The 15084-nt window shown below is 60.4% G+C and carries 16 protein-coding genes; 8 read left to right on the forward strand and 8 right to left on the reverse strand.

The window, feature by feature from the left end; all coding sequences use genetic code 11:
* Positions 1–144: 144 nt before the first annotated feature.
* The gene (locus tag Q0602_RS16775; protein WP_298845708.1) at positions 145–783 is read left to right on the forward strand and encodes a hypothetical protein; all 639 of its coding nucleotides are present in this window, start codon (positions 145–147) and stop codon (positions 781–783) included.
* A gap of 516 nt (positions 784–1299) precedes the next feature.
* Here Q0602_RS16775 and Q0602_RS16780 read toward each other — a convergent pair.
* On the reverse strand, positions 1300–2403 hold the full coding sequence (locus tag Q0602_RS16780; protein WP_298845710.1) for a nitronate monooxygenase family protein: 1104 nt from the start codon (positions 2401–2403) through the stop codon (positions 1300–1302).
* Between the two features lie 88 nt (positions 2404–2491).
* Complete coding sequence (gene hmpA / locus Q0602_RS16785; RefSeq protein WP_298845712.1) at positions 2492–3712, reverse strand: NO-inducible flavohemoprotein; 1221 nt, start codon at positions 3710–3712, stop codon at positions 2492–2494.
* Between the two features lie 89 nt (positions 3713–3801).
* Here hmpA and Q0602_RS16790 point away from each other — a divergent pair, with 89 nt between their 5' ends.
* Positions 3802–4236 (forward strand): Rrf2 family transcriptional regulator, encoded by a 435-nt coding sequence (locus Q0602_RS16790; RefSeq protein WP_295039719.1) that lies wholly within the window; start codon positions 3802–3804, stop codon positions 4234–4236.
* 34 nt (positions 4237–4270) lie between these two features.
* On the opposite strand, the gene Q0602_RS16795 is transcribed toward Q0602_RS16790, so the two are convergent.
* The 3 genes from Q0602_RS16795 to Q0602_RS16805 are packed head-to-tail and all read right to left on the reverse strand — an operon-like array spanning position 4271 to position 7196.
* Positions 4271–5257, reverse strand: a complete 987-nt coding sequence (locus tag Q0602_RS16795) for an MDR family oxidoreductase (protein ID WP_298845715.1) — start codon at positions 5255–5257, stop codon at positions 4271–4273.
* Between the two features lie 57 nt (positions 5258–5314).
* A complete protein-coding gene (locus tag Q0602_RS16800; RefSeq protein ID WP_298845717.1) occupies positions 5315–6451 on the reverse strand; it encodes an MFS transporter in 1137 nt (378 codons plus the stop codon).
* Positions 6444–7196: a DeoR/GlpR family DNA-binding transcription regulator gene (locus Q0602_RS16805; protein WP_295036713.1), complete on the reverse strand. Its 753-nt coding sequence runs from the start codon at positions 7194–7196 to the stop codon at positions 6444–6446. The genes Q0602_RS16800 and Q0602_RS16805 overlap by 8 nt, the downstream gene beginning before the upstream one ends.
* Before the next feature lie 181 nt (positions 7197–7377).
* Between Q0602_RS16805 and Q0602_RS16810 the strand changes: the two genes are divergently transcribed.
* From Q0602_RS16810 to Q0602_RS16820, 3 genes are all read left to right on the forward strand, one after another.
* Complete coding sequence (locus tag Q0602_RS16810) at positions 7378–7530, forward strand: metallothionein (RefSeq protein ID WP_149437705.1); 153 nt, start codon at positions 7378–7380, stop codon at positions 7528–7530.
* A 398-nt stretch (positions 7531–7928) separates the two neighbouring features.
* Positions 7929–8669, forward strand: coding sequence for a Crp/Fnr family transcriptional regulator (locus Q0602_RS16815; protein WP_298845720.1), 741 nt, complete (start codon positions 7929–7931; stop codon positions 8667–8669).
* Positions 8670–8793: 124 nt separating this feature from the next.
* A complete protein-coding gene (locus Q0602_RS16820) occupies positions 8794–9195 on the forward strand; it encodes a lysozyme inhibitor LprI family protein (protein WP_298845722.1) in 402 nt (133 codons plus the stop codon).
* A gap of 146 nt (positions 9196–9341) precedes the next feature.
* On the opposite strand, the gene Q0602_RS16825 is transcribed toward Q0602_RS16820, so the two are convergent.
* Positions 9342–9767 (reverse strand): hypothetical protein, encoded by a 426-nt coding sequence (locus tag Q0602_RS16825; protein ID WP_298845724.1) that lies wholly within the window; start codon positions 9765–9767, stop codon positions 9342–9344.
* 94 nt (positions 9768–9861) lie between these two features.
* Here Q0602_RS16825 and Q0602_RS16830 point away from each other — a divergent pair, with 94 nt between their 5' ends.
* From Q0602_RS16830 to Q0602_RS25375, 3 genes are all read left to right on the forward strand, one after another.
* On the forward strand, positions 9862–10830 hold the full coding sequence (locus Q0602_RS16830; protein WP_298845726.1) for a LysR family transcriptional regulator: 969 nt from the start codon (positions 9862–9864) through the stop codon (positions 10828–10830).
* A gap of 158 nt (positions 10831–10988) precedes the next feature.
* On the forward strand, positions 10989–11879 hold the full coding sequence (bla, locus tag Q0602_RS16835) for a class A beta-lactamase (protein ID WP_298845728.1): 891 nt from the start codon (positions 10989–10991) through the stop codon (positions 11877–11879).
* A 494-nt stretch (positions 11880–12373) separates the two neighbouring features.
* Positions 12374–12631, forward strand: a complete 258-nt coding sequence (locus Q0602_RS25375) for a GNAT family N-acetyltransferase (protein ID WP_367276985.1) — start codon at positions 12374–12376, stop codon at positions 12629–12631.
* Between the two features lie 124 nt (positions 12632–12755).
* Here Q0602_RS25375 and Q0602_RS16840 read toward each other — a convergent pair whose 3' ends face one another.
* Both Q0602_RS16840 and Q0602_RS16845 read right to left on the reverse strand, forming a co-directional pair.
* Positions 12756–13247 (reverse strand): hypothetical protein, encoded by a 492-nt coding sequence (locus Q0602_RS16840; RefSeq protein WP_298845731.1) that lies wholly within the window; start codon positions 13245–13247, stop codon positions 12756–12758.
* A 184-nt stretch (positions 13248–13431) separates the two neighbouring features.
* Positions 13432–14169, reverse strand: a complete 738-nt coding sequence (locus Q0602_RS16845; RefSeq protein WP_298845733.1) for a hypothetical protein — start codon at positions 14167–14169, stop codon at positions 13432–13434.
* Positions 14170–15084 lie beyond the last annotated feature (915 nt).

The following is a 15084-nucleotide window of genomic DNA, read 5'->3' on the forward strand; positions in this document are numbered from 1 at the left end:
GCGTTGCCGGGATCATTGCGAACGTCGGTGCCATGGTCCAACGTGATAGCTGCGGGTTGCTCCCTGACGGCAATTCGTTGATACCTGGCCGTGTCACGCGTGGCGAACGGCGATGCCTTGGGGGAAGAGGTTGCGAGCACCGATATGATGGATTGGATTTCCCAGAACAGCCCGGCCATCACGGCCTTGACCAGCGTGTGTACGCTCTTCGTCTGGCTGTTCTACGCGCAACTGCTTTACCTGAATTTCAGACGCCAACGTCAACCCAAGATCATCATCAATCGTGGCTTCGGCCGCACGCTGCAGGCCCGCTGCGTCATCAGCAACATGAGCCCCGAGCCGATCTTCATCGAACACATCGTCGCGATACTCCACACCGACCAGGGGACGCTCTCCAAGGATATGATCGACTTCGAGGCGTCGCCGGACGAGCGAGACGAGGCCAGTCGCTTGATCGAGACCACTCGGCAGGGGCCGATGCTCTCCGGCAGCTACAATCATATCGGCACTTTCCAAGACATCATCGGCCGTATTCTTCGTTTTCACGGACTCCCCTCCGACGACTTTCAGTCGGTCGATGGGCGCACGCTCCAGTCGATAGAGCTGCGGGTCATCGCCGTCTACGGCAGTGAGGACTCGCCCGTGGGGGCCGCCAGAACCTTCGAGCTGACCATGGGTGAATCGGGCGAGGCGCTCGTGCCGACGCGTCTCGTGACTCGCCGATACGCTTCGCGTCCGAGGCGTCATCGGGTGCGTCAATGGATCCGCGACCTGGACGAATAGCGCTCTCTCGCCTCGAGACGCCTGCGTTCTTTTCCCGCGGGCTGGGGCAGGCGATCCCTGTCGAGCGCATGATTACCGGGCCAGGTGTCGGGGGCGGTCAGCGCCGAGCGCGCTGGCCGGTGGAGATTCACGTTGGCGTAATCGGGCTTTCTGCACCACATTGAGCATTGCATCAGGGATGGTGCGGGGTCCACATACCCAAACATGCCGCCAGGGACGCTAGGCAAGGAAGCCTCGGGAGGCTTGGTGTGGATGCGGCCGGCTGGCGACAGCCGGATCCCCGTGCATCGAATTTATTTTGCGTTAGATGATCTGTATCAACTTATTTCGCGAATAACGGGTCTACCGTGGGGCGGTACCAGGGAGGTACCGAATCAACGGAAGGAAGCCGCAGGAAGCGGTTCTCACAGGGACGCACGGCAGGATGCCGTGGAGCTGATTGGCAAGGAACAGCAGCGTATCTGAGGCCTGTCACGACAGGGTCTCTTATCCGCTGTGCTGATTGCCTGAACTGGATTACCCACCGGTCTTGCCTGCCTTCCCCCCGAACCGATGACCGCCGGCCGAAGCCGCCGCTCGTCGCTCTTCTTCCTGCTTTAGAATCAGTTCTCCCGCCGGGAGGCTGTCGCCCCGCGCTTTGCCGATACCGGCCCATTGCGCCCCGAAGCCCGTTTCGCCCCTTTCCTTGGCCGCGGCATTCAGTGCCTTGCCGAGATCGTAGGTATTTGGATAGGCCGGGATCTCATCGCGGTCGGCATCTTCGGCCCAAGCGGTAAACCGATTGACCAGGCAGCGCGCAGGTCGACCGGAAACCGCACGCGTCATCACGGTGCCCTCGCCGGACACCAGGCGAGCCCGATAGGCTTCGTCGGCCGCGCTCTCCGGGCAACGGATGAAAGCCGTTCCCAATTGCGCGGCTGCCGCCCCCCAGTCCAGGGCGTGCTGGATATCGGCACCATCCATCAGGCCGCCCGCCGCGATGATCGGCAGAGATATCTCCTGGACGAGCTGGCGGGTCAGTGCTTGTGTCGATTGTCCTTCGTCAGTGGCATCGGGGTCGAACACGCCGCGATGGCCTCCCGCGCCCCACCCCTGGGCGACGATCGCATCGAGCCCGCACTCCGCGATCTGCCGGGCCTCGGCAAGGCAGGTTGCGGTCGCCATCAACCGGCATCCCGCCTGGCGCAGCGCCTCGATCTGCTCGGGCCGGGGAAGGCCGAAATGGAAGCTGACGACGGCAGGGCGGGTCTCGAGCAGGACTTCGAGCATGGCGTCGCTGGCCGGGAAGGACGAATAGATCTCCCTCAACTGCGCCGGTGGGGTCGCGCCGAACGACTCGAACAGCGGGCGGGCGCGCTCGATCCAGCGGCGTTCGCGGTCGTTGTCACGCAGCGCCGGCGCGTGACAGAAGACGTTGACGTTGAACGGCCGAGTCGTCAGGGCGCGGGTTTCCCGAATGGCCTTGCCTGCGCCCTCCGGCGTCGACGCGCCAACCCCCAGGGCGCCAAGCCCGCCGGCGTTGGAGACCGCGGCCGCCATGGCCGGTGTCGCGACGCCCGCCATGGGCGCCTGGAAGATCGGCGCTTTCAACCCAAGGTCGTTGATGAATTCGCAAGTCATGTCGCTATCTCCCCAGTCATGGCGTTGTTTCCCCGGTCATGGCGCTATTCAAGTGGTGTTGCGGCCCGGGCGTTCCATCGTCATCCGGTTAGGCCGCCAGCGGCTGTGCTGGGCCGAAACATTCGTAGCGGCGATCGCCGGCCGCCACGCCACGGGTTTCCAGCATCCGATCGACCCGGCTCATCATCGGTAGCGGCCCGCAGAAATAGTAGGTCGCTCCCCACCCGCCAATCCAGCGTTCGAGGTCTGCCGGTTCCAGCTCGCCGCGCTTGATCCCGGAGTCGCCGGCGCCGTCCGCTTCGCCTGGCTCGCTCAAGCACACGTGCAGGCTGAAGTTCGGATGACGGCTGGCCAGCGTCTCCAGTTCGCGGGTGAACGGTCGCAGCCCGCCGTGGCGTACGGCCTGGATGAAGATAACCGGCTGCGACGGGGAGGCGTGCAGTGCCGCGTGGGCCATGGAGACCAGCGGTGTGGCACCGATGCCGCCGGCGATGAAGACCAGCGGCTTGTCCGCCGATTCCGGCAGCTCGAGCGTGAACGCACCGCACGGCGGTGAGAGCTCGATCCGGTCGCCCTGGGCCAGGTCGTCGTGAATGCGGTTCGAGACATCGCCCCCGGGAGCCTCGCCATCCCCGACCTCACGTTTGACGCTGATTCGATAAGCCGCGGCGCCCGGCGCGTTGGAGAGACTGTAGTTGCGCATGGCGGTGTGGCCATCGGCATCCTGCACGCGAATCGAGACATACTGCCCTGGCAGGTGCGCGGGCGGCTCGCTGCCGTCCGCCGGCACCAAATAGAGGGAGACGATGTTGTCGCTCTCGCGCTCGCGCCGCACGATCGTGAACGGCTTGAATCCCGCCCAACCCTGATGTTCGCGCTGTTCGGCGTAGATCGTCCGTTCGCGCTCGATGAACACCCTGGCCAGTTCGCCGTAGGCCGCAGCCCAGGCATCGAGCACCTCGTCGGTGGCGGCGTCGCCCAGCACTTCCCGGATCGACGCCAGCAAGTGCTCGCCGACGATCGGATAGTGTTCCGGCTGGATCGTCAACGAGGCGTGCTTCTGGGCGATCACCTCGATGGCATCGGCGAGCGCCGCCGGATCGTCGATATGCTGGGCGTAGGCGAGAATGGCGCCGGCCAGGGCCCGCTGTTGACCGCCAGAGCGCTGATGCGCGGGATTGAAGTAGTGCCGGACCTCGGGGTGGTGCTCGAACAGGCGGGCGTAGAAGTGGCGGGTCAGTGTCTCGCCATGCTGTCTCAGCACCGGGATGGTGCTCTTGACGATATCGATCTGGGCGGTGGTTGGCATCTCGACTCCTCTGGCAGGATTTTAATCGGTATTTTAAATGCCTATTTAAATGGGAGTATCATTTACCAAATTATGGCTGTCAAGCGCTGATGAAACTGACGACGCACACCGATTACGCCCTGAGACTGCTGATCTACCTGGCGGTGAGGGACGACCAGATGCCGGCCACGGTACAGGCCGCTGCGACACACTACGGCATCTCCACGCATCATCTGGCCAAGGTCGCCCAGACACTGGTGCAACTGGGGTACGTGGCCAGCCTGCGCGGGCGGGGCGGCGGCCTGCGGCTTCAGCGGCCGGCCGAGGAGATCGGCATCGGCGCGCTGGTGAGGCAAACCGAAAACCTGGAGCTGCTGGAGTGTTTCGGGCCGGAATCGACCTGTCCGATCGAACCGGGCTGCCGCCTGAAGGGCGTGCTAGCCAAGGCCCAGCAGGCCTTTCTCGCCGTGCTCGACGGCTATGTGCTGGCCGACCTGGTCGAGAATCGCCAGGCGCTGCGCGTGCTGCTGGGCCATCCGGCCTGAATGGCTCGCCCCCGGGCAGGGCGAGCCGGATCGTTCATCGATTGACATCCACGACGAGGCGACCGCGGACGCTGCCGGCCAGGAGCCCGCTCGCCGCATCGATGGCCTGCGACAGGCCGATATCGGTCGTCGTCCGCTCCAGCCTCTCGAGGTCGAGTTCCGCGGCCAGGCGGGACCAGGCCTCCGTCCTTTCCGCATGGGGCCTGAACACGCTGTTGATGCCGAGCAGCGACACGCCTCTCAGGATGAACGGCGCGACGGTGGCCGGGAAATCCATCCCCTGGGCCAGCCCGCAGGCCGCCACCAGCCCATCGGACTGGGTCTGCGCGCAGGCGTTGGCGAGGGTGTGGCTGCCGACCGAGTCGATGACCGCCGCCCAGCGCGTCTCGTCCAACGGGCGCCCCGGTTTCGACAGCGGCTCCCGTGGCAGGATCTCCGAGGCGCCGAGAGACTCCAGGTGTTGCCGTTCTTCCGGGCGCCCGGTCGAGGCGACGACACGATAGCCCCGGCTTGCCAGCAGCATGATGGCGACACTGCCGACGCCGCCGTTGGCACCGGTGACGAGAACGTCGCCGCGGCCCGGCTCGAGCCCGTGTCGCTCCAGCGCCATCAGGCTCAGCATCGCCGTGTAGCCCGCCGTGCCGATCGCCATGGTTTGCCGTAGGTCGAGGCCGCGGGGAAGGGCGGTCAACCATTCCGAGCGCACCCGGGCCATCTGCGCCAGCCCGCCCCAGTGCGATTCGCCGATTCCCCAGCCGTTGATCAGCACCCGGTCGCCCGGTTGCCAGGCCGGGTCATCGCTCTGCTCCACCGTGCCGGCCAGGTCGATGCCGGGCACCATCGGGAACCGGCGGATCACCGGCCCCTTGCCGGTGATCGCCAGGGCGTCCTTGTAGTTGAGCGTGCTCCACGCCACGCGGACGACAACGTCACCCGGCGGAAGGGCATCGGGCGCCAGCCGAGACAGCGTCGCCTCGGATGACCGGTCTTCGTGCTGGCTGACCACAATGGCATTGAACATGGCTGTCTCCTCGGCCGGGAACGGGTGTCGTGGAATCGCGAGCGGCGAGCGGCCGGATCACCGCCGCTCTAGCGCTGGCGCGCAGATGACGATGAAGCACGCCAGGATGCCCAACAGGCAGAAAGCATAGTGCAGGGTGATGAAGTGGGCGGTAAAGCCGATCGCCGGTGGGCCCACCAGCATCGCGCCGTAGCCCAGTGTCGAGACGCTGGCGATCGCCACGCCTGGCGACGTCTCCGGATCGTTGGCGGCGCGAGTGATCGCCAGCGGCATGATCAGGGCGTAGCCCACGCCGAGCAGCACGAAGCCCGCCAGGGCGGTGTAGAGATTGGCAAACAGCACCGCCAGCAGCACGCCGGCCAATGCCGAGGATCCGGCAAAGCGCGCTGCTTTCCTCGGGCCGAAGGCCGATATCAGGCGATCCCCCATGAGCCGCATGATCACCATGGCCACCGAGAACACGGTGTAGCCGAGCGCCGCCTGCGCTTCGCTGGCCGACGTCACCGCCACCAGGAAGAGCGCGCTCCAGTCCGCCATGGCGCCTTCGCCGATCGAGGCGCACATGGCAATGATGCCCACCCATAGCAGGCCGCCCCTGGGCAGCGGGAACAGGCTGCCGCCGGAGGCGCGGGGGCGGGTTTCGGACTGCCAGCGAATGTGGGCAACCCAGCTCGTGATGGCGTAGAGCGACAAGGCGAAGACGGTGAAGTGCACCGCCAGCCCCAGTTCCAGCTTGACCGCCAGGTAGCCGGCGGCGGCACCGAGGCCGGCACCCAGGCTCCACATCGCATGCAGCGACGACATCACTCGCCTGCCGATGTATCGCTCCGCCTCGCCGGCCCAACTGTTCATGGCCACGTCCATGGCGCCGTGGGCGCCGCCGAACAGGAACAGCGCGGGCGCCAGCAGCCACAGTCCGGGGGCCAGCGCGATCAGGATCAGCGCCAGGGTGTAGAAGATCGCGATGGCGAGCGTCGTGCGTGCCGCGCCGAAGGCGTCCGAAGCGCGGCCGGCGAGCGGAAAGGAGACGATGGCGCCCAGCGCGAGCAGCAGTAGCAGCAGCCCCAACTGGCCGCCGTCGATCCCGTTTTGCTGAACGACGGTGGGGATTCGCGACGCCCAGGCGCCGAACAGCCCGCCATTGAGGATGAAAGCGGCGGCAACGGCGAGCCAGATCCGGCGTGCACTAGGCATGAATGATCTCCATCCCATCCTGATTGAAATCCGCGACGGCGGTGGTGTCGGCGTCGGTGATGAGGCAGTCCAGGTGCTCCGGTGCAACGGCGCGGTAGCGCGCGCGGCGACCGATTTTCTCGCGCGAGGCCAGGGCGATCGTTCTGGCCGCCACCCGTGTCATCGCAAGCTTGAGCTGCGACTCGTGCAGGTCATCGGCACTGAGGCCGAATGCCGGGTCGATCCCGCAGACGCCGAGCACGGCGATGTCGACATGGATATCCGTCGTGGCCAGCAGCGCGGCATCGCCGACATTGATGCCGCCGCTGGGGCTCAATTTCCCGCCCAGCATGAACACCTCGACGCCGTTCTTCTGGCAGGCCACGGCAATCCATGGCGAGGGGGTCATGACCAGCAGGCCGGGCTGCGGCTGCAGCCGCTCGGCCATCGCCAGCAGGGTGGTGCCGCCATCCAGCAGCAGCGTCGACGCGCCCTCGATTTCGCGTAGCGCGCGGGAGACGATTGCGGCCACCGCAGGGTTCTGGCTCGAGGTTCGATACTGCATCGGCGGTGACGGAGGCGCAGCGGAGACCGCGCCGCCGCGCACCCGTTGCACCTCGCCCCGTTGCTCCAGGGCGATGATGTCGCGGCGGATCGTATCCAGCGACACCTCGAACTCCACGGCAAGCTCCTGCGCGATCAGTTCATCGCCGTTCGCGAGCCGTGCCAGGAGTTTCTGCTGCCGGGTCTGGGGTACATTGAGCATATCGCCTTTCCTGCAAGATTTTGCGACAATGTGCATGAAGCTGCATTTTTGTGCAATCATGCGTGGCCGCCGACGTCGAACGGTCACTATGGACTCAGTGGGTGTAAGGCTTGCCGGTTGTGATGACATAACAGTGGCAGTGGGGACTAGATTTAGACGTGATCAACAGAGGAGATCACTGATGTCCCAACAGACCTGTGCATGCCCGAAGTGCGATTGCAAAGTCACCGACCGGTCGGTCGAGGCAGACGGCAAGTTGTATTGCTGCGAGGCCTGCGCCAATGGCCACGCCGATGGAAGCAAGGACTGCGGCCACGACTGCCAGTGCGGCTGACCCCTAGGCCCCGGCGGCATGGTGCCGCCGAGGCCGTCTTCATCGGCTGAAGCGCGGTAAGCCTGCTGACCTGTTTCTGCATCTGCCCATCGATGGCATCCCCTCCCAACCCCTCCAACTCATCGAGTCTCCGCTTCCACGCCGCGAGCCATCTTCGCGGATCTGAGGGACGATGATCCGTGCCGGTCGCGTGCCTGGTAATCCGCTGGCGGGCGAGCGAATCCGTGACGCGGCCATGGTGCGCCGTAGCGGCGTGATTCGGCACTGTCGGAGTGATTCGGTGCTATCGAAGTGATTCAGTACCATCGAAGTGATTCAGTACCAACGACGGCGGAATGGGTCAGGATCGACTAGGCTCGAGTTGATTATCTTGACCCAGTCAAACCGGTGGCTTGCTTATGACCCGCTCAATTTCGCCGAACGATTTGATGATCCGAAGGCTGCAAAGTATTCATCCATTGTCGAACGAAGAGGTTCGAGCGCTTGGAGAGTTACCCCTGGAGGTAGCGTCGCTGGAATCGGGTCACGATATCGTGCGCATGGGGGACCGGCCCAAGCAGTGCTGCGTGGTGATCGAGGGCTTTACCTGCATCTACAAACTGACGTCCGAAGGCGGGCGTCAGATCATGGCCATCCATGTCCCGGGGGACATCCCTGACATCCAGAGCCTGCACCTGGGATTGATGGATTTTGGCCTCGCAGCGATCAGTGCCTGCACCGTGGGCTATATCCCCCACGAGAAGATACAGCAGATGTGCGAAGCCCATCCCCGGCTGGGGGTGGCCCTGTGGCGCGAGACCCTGATAGACGCGGCGATATATAGAGACTGGATGCTCAATATTGGCCAGCGTGAAGCTTTTGGAAGGGTGGCGCATCTGGTCTGTGAGCTGATGGTGCGCCTCAAGGCGGTGGGCCTCACTGAGGGGGATTCCTTCAAGTTCCCCGTTACTCAAGCCAATCTGGCCGATGCCTTCGGTATCAGCTCGGTTCATATGAGCCGTGTCTACGGGGCTCTCGCCGCGAGCGGACTCCTCAAGGTCACCCGGACTCGGATCCAGGTGCTCGACTGGGACGAGCTGCTGGAGGCCGGGGACTTCGACCCGACTTATCTCCATCTCGAAAAGAGCACTCCAGCCTAGAGGATGACGTTTTGGGGTCGGCAGCGGAGCGCTGCTGGCCCTTCTCTTTCTGAGCCGATTTTTAACGCCGTATTGCCGAGTGCAGGCAGTTTTCGTACAGAACCTGGAAGCGAGGTGACAGAGGATGCGTGGTTTTCTACTGATTTCAGGCTTGTTCCTGGCTGGCCTGAGCGGACTGGTACAGGCTGACGACGCCTGCGACGACGCCACCACCCAGCAGGAGATGAACGCGTGTGCAGGCGAGGGCTATCAAGCCGCGGACAAGGCGCTGAATACCACCTATGACGAGATCATGGGCCGGCTCGATGGTGATTCCAGGGAGCGCCTGAAGACAGCCCAGAGGGCCTGGATCGAGTTTCGCGACGCCGAATGTGATTTCGTGAGTGGGCCCACTTCGGGCGGTAGCGCCAACTCGATGGTGAAGGCCGGCTGCCTGGAAGACCTGACACGGCAGCGCACCGAAACGTTGAAGCGCTACTCGCAGTGCGAGGAGGGCGATATGAGCTGCCCGGTTCCCCGGCAATGAGGGCTCACGCTGCGCCGTGACGGTGGTTGCGGAGGTCGGGTGTCGTCCAGGCGAAGCCCGATTTATCCAAGGTGGATAGCGTATCGTTGGGCTGCCGGATGAGAAGCCCTAACCACGCATTGCGGTGGCCTGCCGAGGCCGGAAGTTTACGGTTTTCCAGAAGCCATCAGCGGTCTGAAACGGTCACGCTGGGCCCAGAGGGTCATCCCGCCGGTTGCCACCAAGATGGCAGCGAGTGGCAGTCCGTCCGGGTTCAACACCACATGGAACGCCACGATCACCGCCATGACAGGCGCAAGCAATGCCAAGCCGAGTGCAGGCGCCCGATTGCTCAGCAGTAACGAAGCGCCGATCAGTTCGATGATTTTCATCAAGGGCCAGATAAACCCGGCCTCCTTGAGAGCGGTTTCAAAAGCCAAGCCCGCTACAGACGTTGGCGGATGGATAAGGTGCGATCCGGTGAATAGATACCAGAAGCCATCCATCGCGCCGATCAGGAAGATGCTTCCAAGCACCAGTCTCGGGCCGGTATCGACCAATAAAACCTTTGCCTGCGGTAGCGAGAGCTCCATCTGAATCCCTTTCAGCTATAAGTTGAATGTTGACCGATGGAAGATCATTATGCGGTGAATTTCAGCGCAGAGAAGCGAATAGTCTTCATTTGGCATGAATGAAATTCAGATCAGAAATCTGGACCTGAACCTGCTCCTGGTTTTCCGTGTGTTGATGGACGAGGGCAGTGTCAATCGGGCCGCAGAACAGCTCGGCCGTACCCCTTCGGCGGTCAGCCATGCCTTGGGTCGGCTGCGCGACCAGCTTGGTGATCCGCTTCTGGTCCGTGCGGGGGGAACCATGCAGCCCAGTCCACGGGCTCTCGCCCTCTATCAGGAGATACAGCCGATCCTCGCCCGGATCGAACGCGCCGTACAGCCGCCCGCGGCATTCAATCCCGCGACAAGCACACGAACTTTCAAGATATCCGGCCCCGGCCTGGACATCGTGGCCACGGAAATCGTCAGAAGGATGCACGGAGACGCGCCAGAGTCCGGCCTTGCGTGGCAGCCCCTGTCGAAGGAGACCATGGGGCAGATCGTGAGTGGCGAAATAGACATTGCATTCGGGAACGCCAACTTCCCTCTGCCGGTAGGATTGAAGGCCAAGGCTCTCCCCCCATTGAAACGCTATGTCTTCGCTCGTCGTGGACACCCAGCTACAAAACGCTGGACGACGGAGAGTTGGATGCGTTGGCCCCATGTCGTTGTGCGCGCGCCAGGTGCCACCCATGGCACCGTCGAAGAGCGGTTCGAAAGCTTGGGCCTGAAACGCCGGGTTGGGTTGCACGCTGCCAGTTGGTCAGGCATTGGTGCGGTCCTGAACAATACCGACATGCTGGGTAACTTTGTCGCGCTGTGTCTATTGGGAGGAGCGCAGGATGAAGACATCCAGGTATTTGAGCCTCCTGAACCCCTGCCCGACGTCTCTTTTCGGGTGATGTGGAAATCAGAACTCGACGGCGATCCCGCCACCCGGTGGCTACGCAATATTGTTCTGGCGACGTTCGATTCGCTTATCGATGAGGCTGACCGACGCCTCGCCGCATCCGACATCATCAAGCCGTGCCAAAGCGGCTGTTAGGGTTCTGTCTCGTTTCTCTTCGCTATCCCATGTCCCCCTGCCTTTTGTCGGTGAGGCCGCAAAAGGCAGTCGATGGCGCTCGCCCCGCGCCGCTTTGCATGTTGGCGTCATCTGAGGCTAAGTTGCTCGTCCCACCATCTGGAGACGGGGATATTCATATGCCATTGATCGATCGACGGAAGCTGCTTACCGCGACGGCGCTGCTGCCGCTGGCACTCACTTCGCTACCAACGCTGGGGAAAACGGCGAGCGCCTCGAACGGCGACGTCCAGCGCAAGCTGGAAGCGCTGGAGCAGCGTCACGGTGGCCGTTTGGGCGTGGCGCTCATGAACGTCGCCACCGGTGCGGTGGCCAGCCATCGAGGCGACGAGCGCTTTCTGTTCAACAGCACGGGCAAGGGCTTCATTGCCGCTGCGGTACTGGCACGCGTGGAGCGTGGCGAGGAATCAATGGACCGTCGTATCGAGGTAAGCCAGGCCGATCTGGGCGGCTGGACACCCATCACGGAAAAGCGAATCGGCAGCCCGGGGATGACGATTGCCGAACTCGGTCAGGCGGCCGTGGCCTGGAGCGACAATGCGGCGGCAAATCTGCTGATCGAGAGCGTGGGCGGTCCCGAGAGCGTTACCGCCTTCTTGCGCGGCATCGGTGACGACACGACGCGCCTGGATCGCATGGAGCCGGCGCTCAACGAGCATGACCACGAAGGTGACGAGCGCGATACCACGACGCCCCTGGCAATGATGCAGACGCTGCGTACGCTGCTGTTGGGAGAGGCGCTGTCTCCCTCGATGCGCCACCAGCTTGCGTCATGGATGATCGAAGGCAAGACCGGCGACGCCCGCCTGCGAGCGGGGATGCCGGCAGGATGGCTGATCGGCGAGAAGACCGGCACCAACTCCGTCGGCAACGCCAACGATATCGGCATTGCCTGGCCAGCGGACAGAGGCGCAGTGATCGCCGTGGCCTATACCTGGATGCCGGAAGCGAGCAAGGCCCAGCGAGATCAAGTCATCGCCGAGATCGGACGTCTGGCCGCGTCTGTCTGAGCGCCACTGCCATGGCTCGCATCCCGTGAAGTCCAAACCCGGTCGCTCGCCAAGGGGGAAGTGGTCGATCACAGGAGCAGGCAAGTGCATCGATTTTTGGCGCCCATCAGGATTCTATAATGAAAGTTAACTATCTGTTTTATAAAAACATTCCCTAGGTTCGATAATTTGGATATACCATACGATATGCCTCCCAGCTTCAAAAGCTAGCCGTATGGTTGCGCATCGCAAGAGCAAGTAGCTACGGCTCCACGCCGCCAAGCAAGCTCGCCTGAGGTCACTGTGTGCCCCAAAATGCTCGCACATAGGCTGTTCAATCAGTGCCAAGGGTATCGATCCATGTCAATTCAAGTGAGAGAAGCGAGAGAGACAGACATCGGGGAGATCTTTGCCATCCGCACCAGCGTGGCAGAGAACCATCTCCGCTCGAGCAGCTCGCCGAGATGGGCTTCACACCGAAGGCCATTGCCGCCATGCTCGACTAGGGCCCTTGTCTGTGGGTTGCGGAGATTGATGGCGTCCCCGTGGGTTTTTCAATGGTTCGCAATGAGACCGGGTGCGTATTTGGACTGTTCGTTCGCAACGACCATGAAGGGCGAGGTGTGGGCCGCCTACTCCTCGAAAGAGCCGAGCGCCATCTATTCGCCAAATTCGATGGGATTTGGCTGGAAACTGAGATCGGCAGTCGAGTCTATACATTCTACGAGCGTGCCGGCTGGTTTCCCGTTGAGAAACGGGACTGCGGCTTTTAATGAAGTTCGTCAACGCCCGAGCCGTGGCGAGTAACCTTTGAGTAGCAGCATTCGGCCAGGAGCTGACATTCAGCGAAATTTGATATAATACTGCAATCACACGCATGTCGCTTGAATTGCTTGGTTATGCACTCATCTCTTCGAATACTTCGTCCTGAATCCTTCTGAGGTCAGCCGCTTTTGAGAATAGGAAGTCGTCGTATTTGTCTCCGGTGATGGCGCCAAGCCCGCCCAGGATATAATCAACAACACGGGGGATACTATCCCCTTGGCCGTCCGCTGAAATCCGCCATTCTTCTACCTTCGCTCCTATACCGGGGTTCAGTGATTTTATAACCGTCTCGGTATAGCGAAGACTTTCTGAGAGCGTGCGAATCTTTTGTGTTCTCTCTTTCGACCAGTCTTGTTTTGCCGTCGCATGGATATCCGCAAAATTGGCAATCAATGACTGGATGTTTTTTAGCAAATTCTCTCCCTTAAAAAATTGCTGCCTGCTTTCAGCCAGAGCTCGCTGCAATCTATATGCGAGAATGGCGGTAAAGGCAGCCGCAATTGTGGCCATTCCAGCAAATACTGTAGCCGTTGCTGAAACCCAGTCTGGATGAACCTCTGGCATCATCTACTCCGAATATCTACATTAGCACATTAAAAATATAAATATGCCTGCTACCTTTTACGGCATATCGGCTTTGGTGTGAACAACCGAACGCAGTTTATCAGCATGGACTAACATTCCATATTCGGCCAGAAGGGGACGATCAGCCAGAAAAAAACATAACGCCTCAAGCACCGGCACGGTTTTACTGCGTCCGAGTGCCTTGACTGGTTATGTGCATTTTCAGCAATCCGTCGTATACAAATGAAAGACTATCAATTAGTTCTTCTACTAGACCATCCATAATCGGAATCACAGCATCGAACTGATCAACAGATTCCTCAATGACCACATCTTTAATTTTCTCGTAAGACATTATCTCTGTGATCTGTCTTACCGATATAGAATCCGACTCTGAATTTTCTATCGTCTGTAATACGCTTAAATTCTTACTCGAGAAACCGGCTTGATGCGCAACCTTATTTCGCGGGGTTCGCAAGTGATCTATTGCGCCCTCCATCCTTTTTAGAATTTCAACTGAGCATGGAGAAAAACTCTGCAGCTCTTTATTGACAGTGCGCTTCCCTCCTAATTTTTCGATCTTACTATTCTCCATCAACATCGTTGATCCAGCTAGTAAATATGATCGATCTACCACGCCAGTTAACCTAAGTAGAAAGTTCTCTATATGAAAGGCGTGGTGCTCAGAGAAGCTGTAGCCTGAGCCAGGATGATCTGTTTTCTTTAAATACTCGATAGCAATCGACATATTTTTGAAGGCATTATCAATCTCAGAAACCCTAGAAAAAACTTCTTGTGCATACACTTCAATAGCAGGCGATTCATAGCTATAGTCTTCATTTGACAATGCTGTCAATCCTTTGGCCAGGGATTCAGTGACCAACGGAAAGAACTGCCTTATTTTCGGATGCTCTGAGTGCACTGCGCTACTCCATTTGCACATAACGCTCTGGCTTTGCGGCGCACCGGAGCGCCAGCGTAGGTGCGTCCGACAACAGCCATTTGTTAAACGTGGTTCGATTCCCGTACTAGGTGGCGAACTTGGATTGGTGCATTTTCTTCCATCGGAGCGATCACGTGAATGAGCTCTCGTGATTCAGCAAGCTCCACCAAATGCTCTGAAAGTAAGGTCTCAATTCTGTCCAAGTATTCGGGCACTTTCTTATGGAATGCCAATGAACTCTTCCCTTTAGAGAACGGATTCTGCGAGTGAAGCATAGCTCCGCATTTATCGTATAGCCGTTCAAACTGTTTTCTCGTCAGGTACCCACCTTGAACTCTATGCCAGTCTTTCCTATCGAAGCCGTCTATCGGGACTGGATAGAACTCAGGGTTGATGCTCTCGATCTTGCGCAAGATCCTAGCGGCATGCCAATCCTTCGCAATATCGTTTCTCACAGAACGGTAAGCCTCTTGGTATGACACCAGCGAGGAGAACGCAATTAACTCAAGCAATTTCCGCAACTGAAGGGCTTCCGCCTCGATCGTAGTCTGGAGATAAGTGCAGTGAGTTTTCCCGGATGTGAAATCTCGCAGTGTTTCTACCCGATAGCGACACTCCCACATCATCGAAGCGTATTTTCTGCGAGTTCTGCTTTCCATGCTTTACCTTTTAACAGGTATTAGATAGCGCGATCGTTTTATTTACCTGAACGCGCACGCACGTTCAACAATGTTATCTAGCACACCATTCGCACCCCAACCTATTGAAACTCCTAAGCATTAAATATAATTCGGCAACATAACACCAATAACCGTGCCTACTGCATAACACCCCTGAACGTACATGCGGGCTTTCTCGGATCATCCGCTTTGGGTCGGGACCTGTCAGCCGTCT

Origin of the sequence: uncultured Salinicola sp., assembly GCF_937921195.1 — a bacterium.
Taxonomy (GTDB): domain Bacteria; phylum Pseudomonadota; class Gammaproteobacteria; order Pseudomonadales; family Halomonadaceae; genus Salinicola.

Bases quoted from the DNA above. Each gene is read 5' to 3' on its own strand.
- Q0602_RS16775 (WP_298845708.1), top strand. From the start codon at position 145: ATGATGGATTGGATTTCCCAGAACAGCCCGGCCATCACGGCCTTGACC.
- Q0602_RS16780 (WP_298845710.1), bottom strand. From the start codon at position 2,403: ATGACTTGCGAATTCATCAACGACCTTGGGTTGAAAGCGCCGATCTTC.
- hmpA (WP_298845712.1), bottom strand. From the start codon at position 3,712: ATGCCAACCACCGCCCAGATCGATATCGTCAAGAGCACCATCCCGGTG.
- Q0602_RS16790 (WP_295039719.1), top strand. From the start codon at position 3,802: ATGAAACTGACGACGCACACCGATTACGCCCTGAGACTGCTGATCTAC.
- Q0602_RS16795 (WP_298845715.1), bottom strand. From the start codon at position 5,257: ATGTTCAATGCCATTGTGGTCAGCCAGCACGAAGACCGGTCATCCGAG.
- Q0602_RS16800 (WP_298845717.1), bottom strand. From the start codon at position 6,451: ATGCCTAGTGCACGCCGGATCTGGCTCGCCGTTGCCGCCGCTTTCATC.
- Q0602_RS16805 (WP_295036713.1), bottom strand. From the start codon at position 7,196: ATGCTCAATGTACCCCAGACCCGGCAGCAGAAACTCCTGGCACGGCTC.
- Q0602_RS16810 (WP_149437705.1), top strand. From the start codon at position 7,378: ATGTCCCAACAGACCTGTGCATGCCCGAAGTGCGATTGCAAAGTCACC.
- Q0602_RS16815 (WP_298845720.1), top strand. From the start codon at position 7,929: ATGACCCGCTCAATTTCGCCGAACGATTTGATGATCCGAAGGCTGCAA.
- Q0602_RS16820 (WP_298845722.1), top strand. From the start codon at position 8,794: ATGCGTGGTTTTCTACTGATTTCAGGCTTGTTCCTGGCTGGCCTGAGC.
- Q0602_RS16825 (WP_298845724.1), bottom strand. From the start codon at position 9,767: ATGGAGCTCTCGCTACCGCAGGCAAAGGTTTTATTGGTCGATACCGGC.
- Q0602_RS16830 (WP_298845726.1), top strand. From the start codon at position 9,862: ATGAATGAAATTCAGATCAGAAATCTGGACCTGAACCTGCTCCTGGTT.
- bla (WP_298845728.1), top strand. From the start codon at position 10,989: ATGCCATTGATCGATCGACGGAAGCTGCTTACCGCGACGGCGCTGCTG.
- Q0602_RS16840 (WP_298845731.1), bottom strand. From the start codon at position 13,247: ATGCCAGAGGTTCATCCAGACTGGGTTTCAGCAACGGCTACAGTATTT.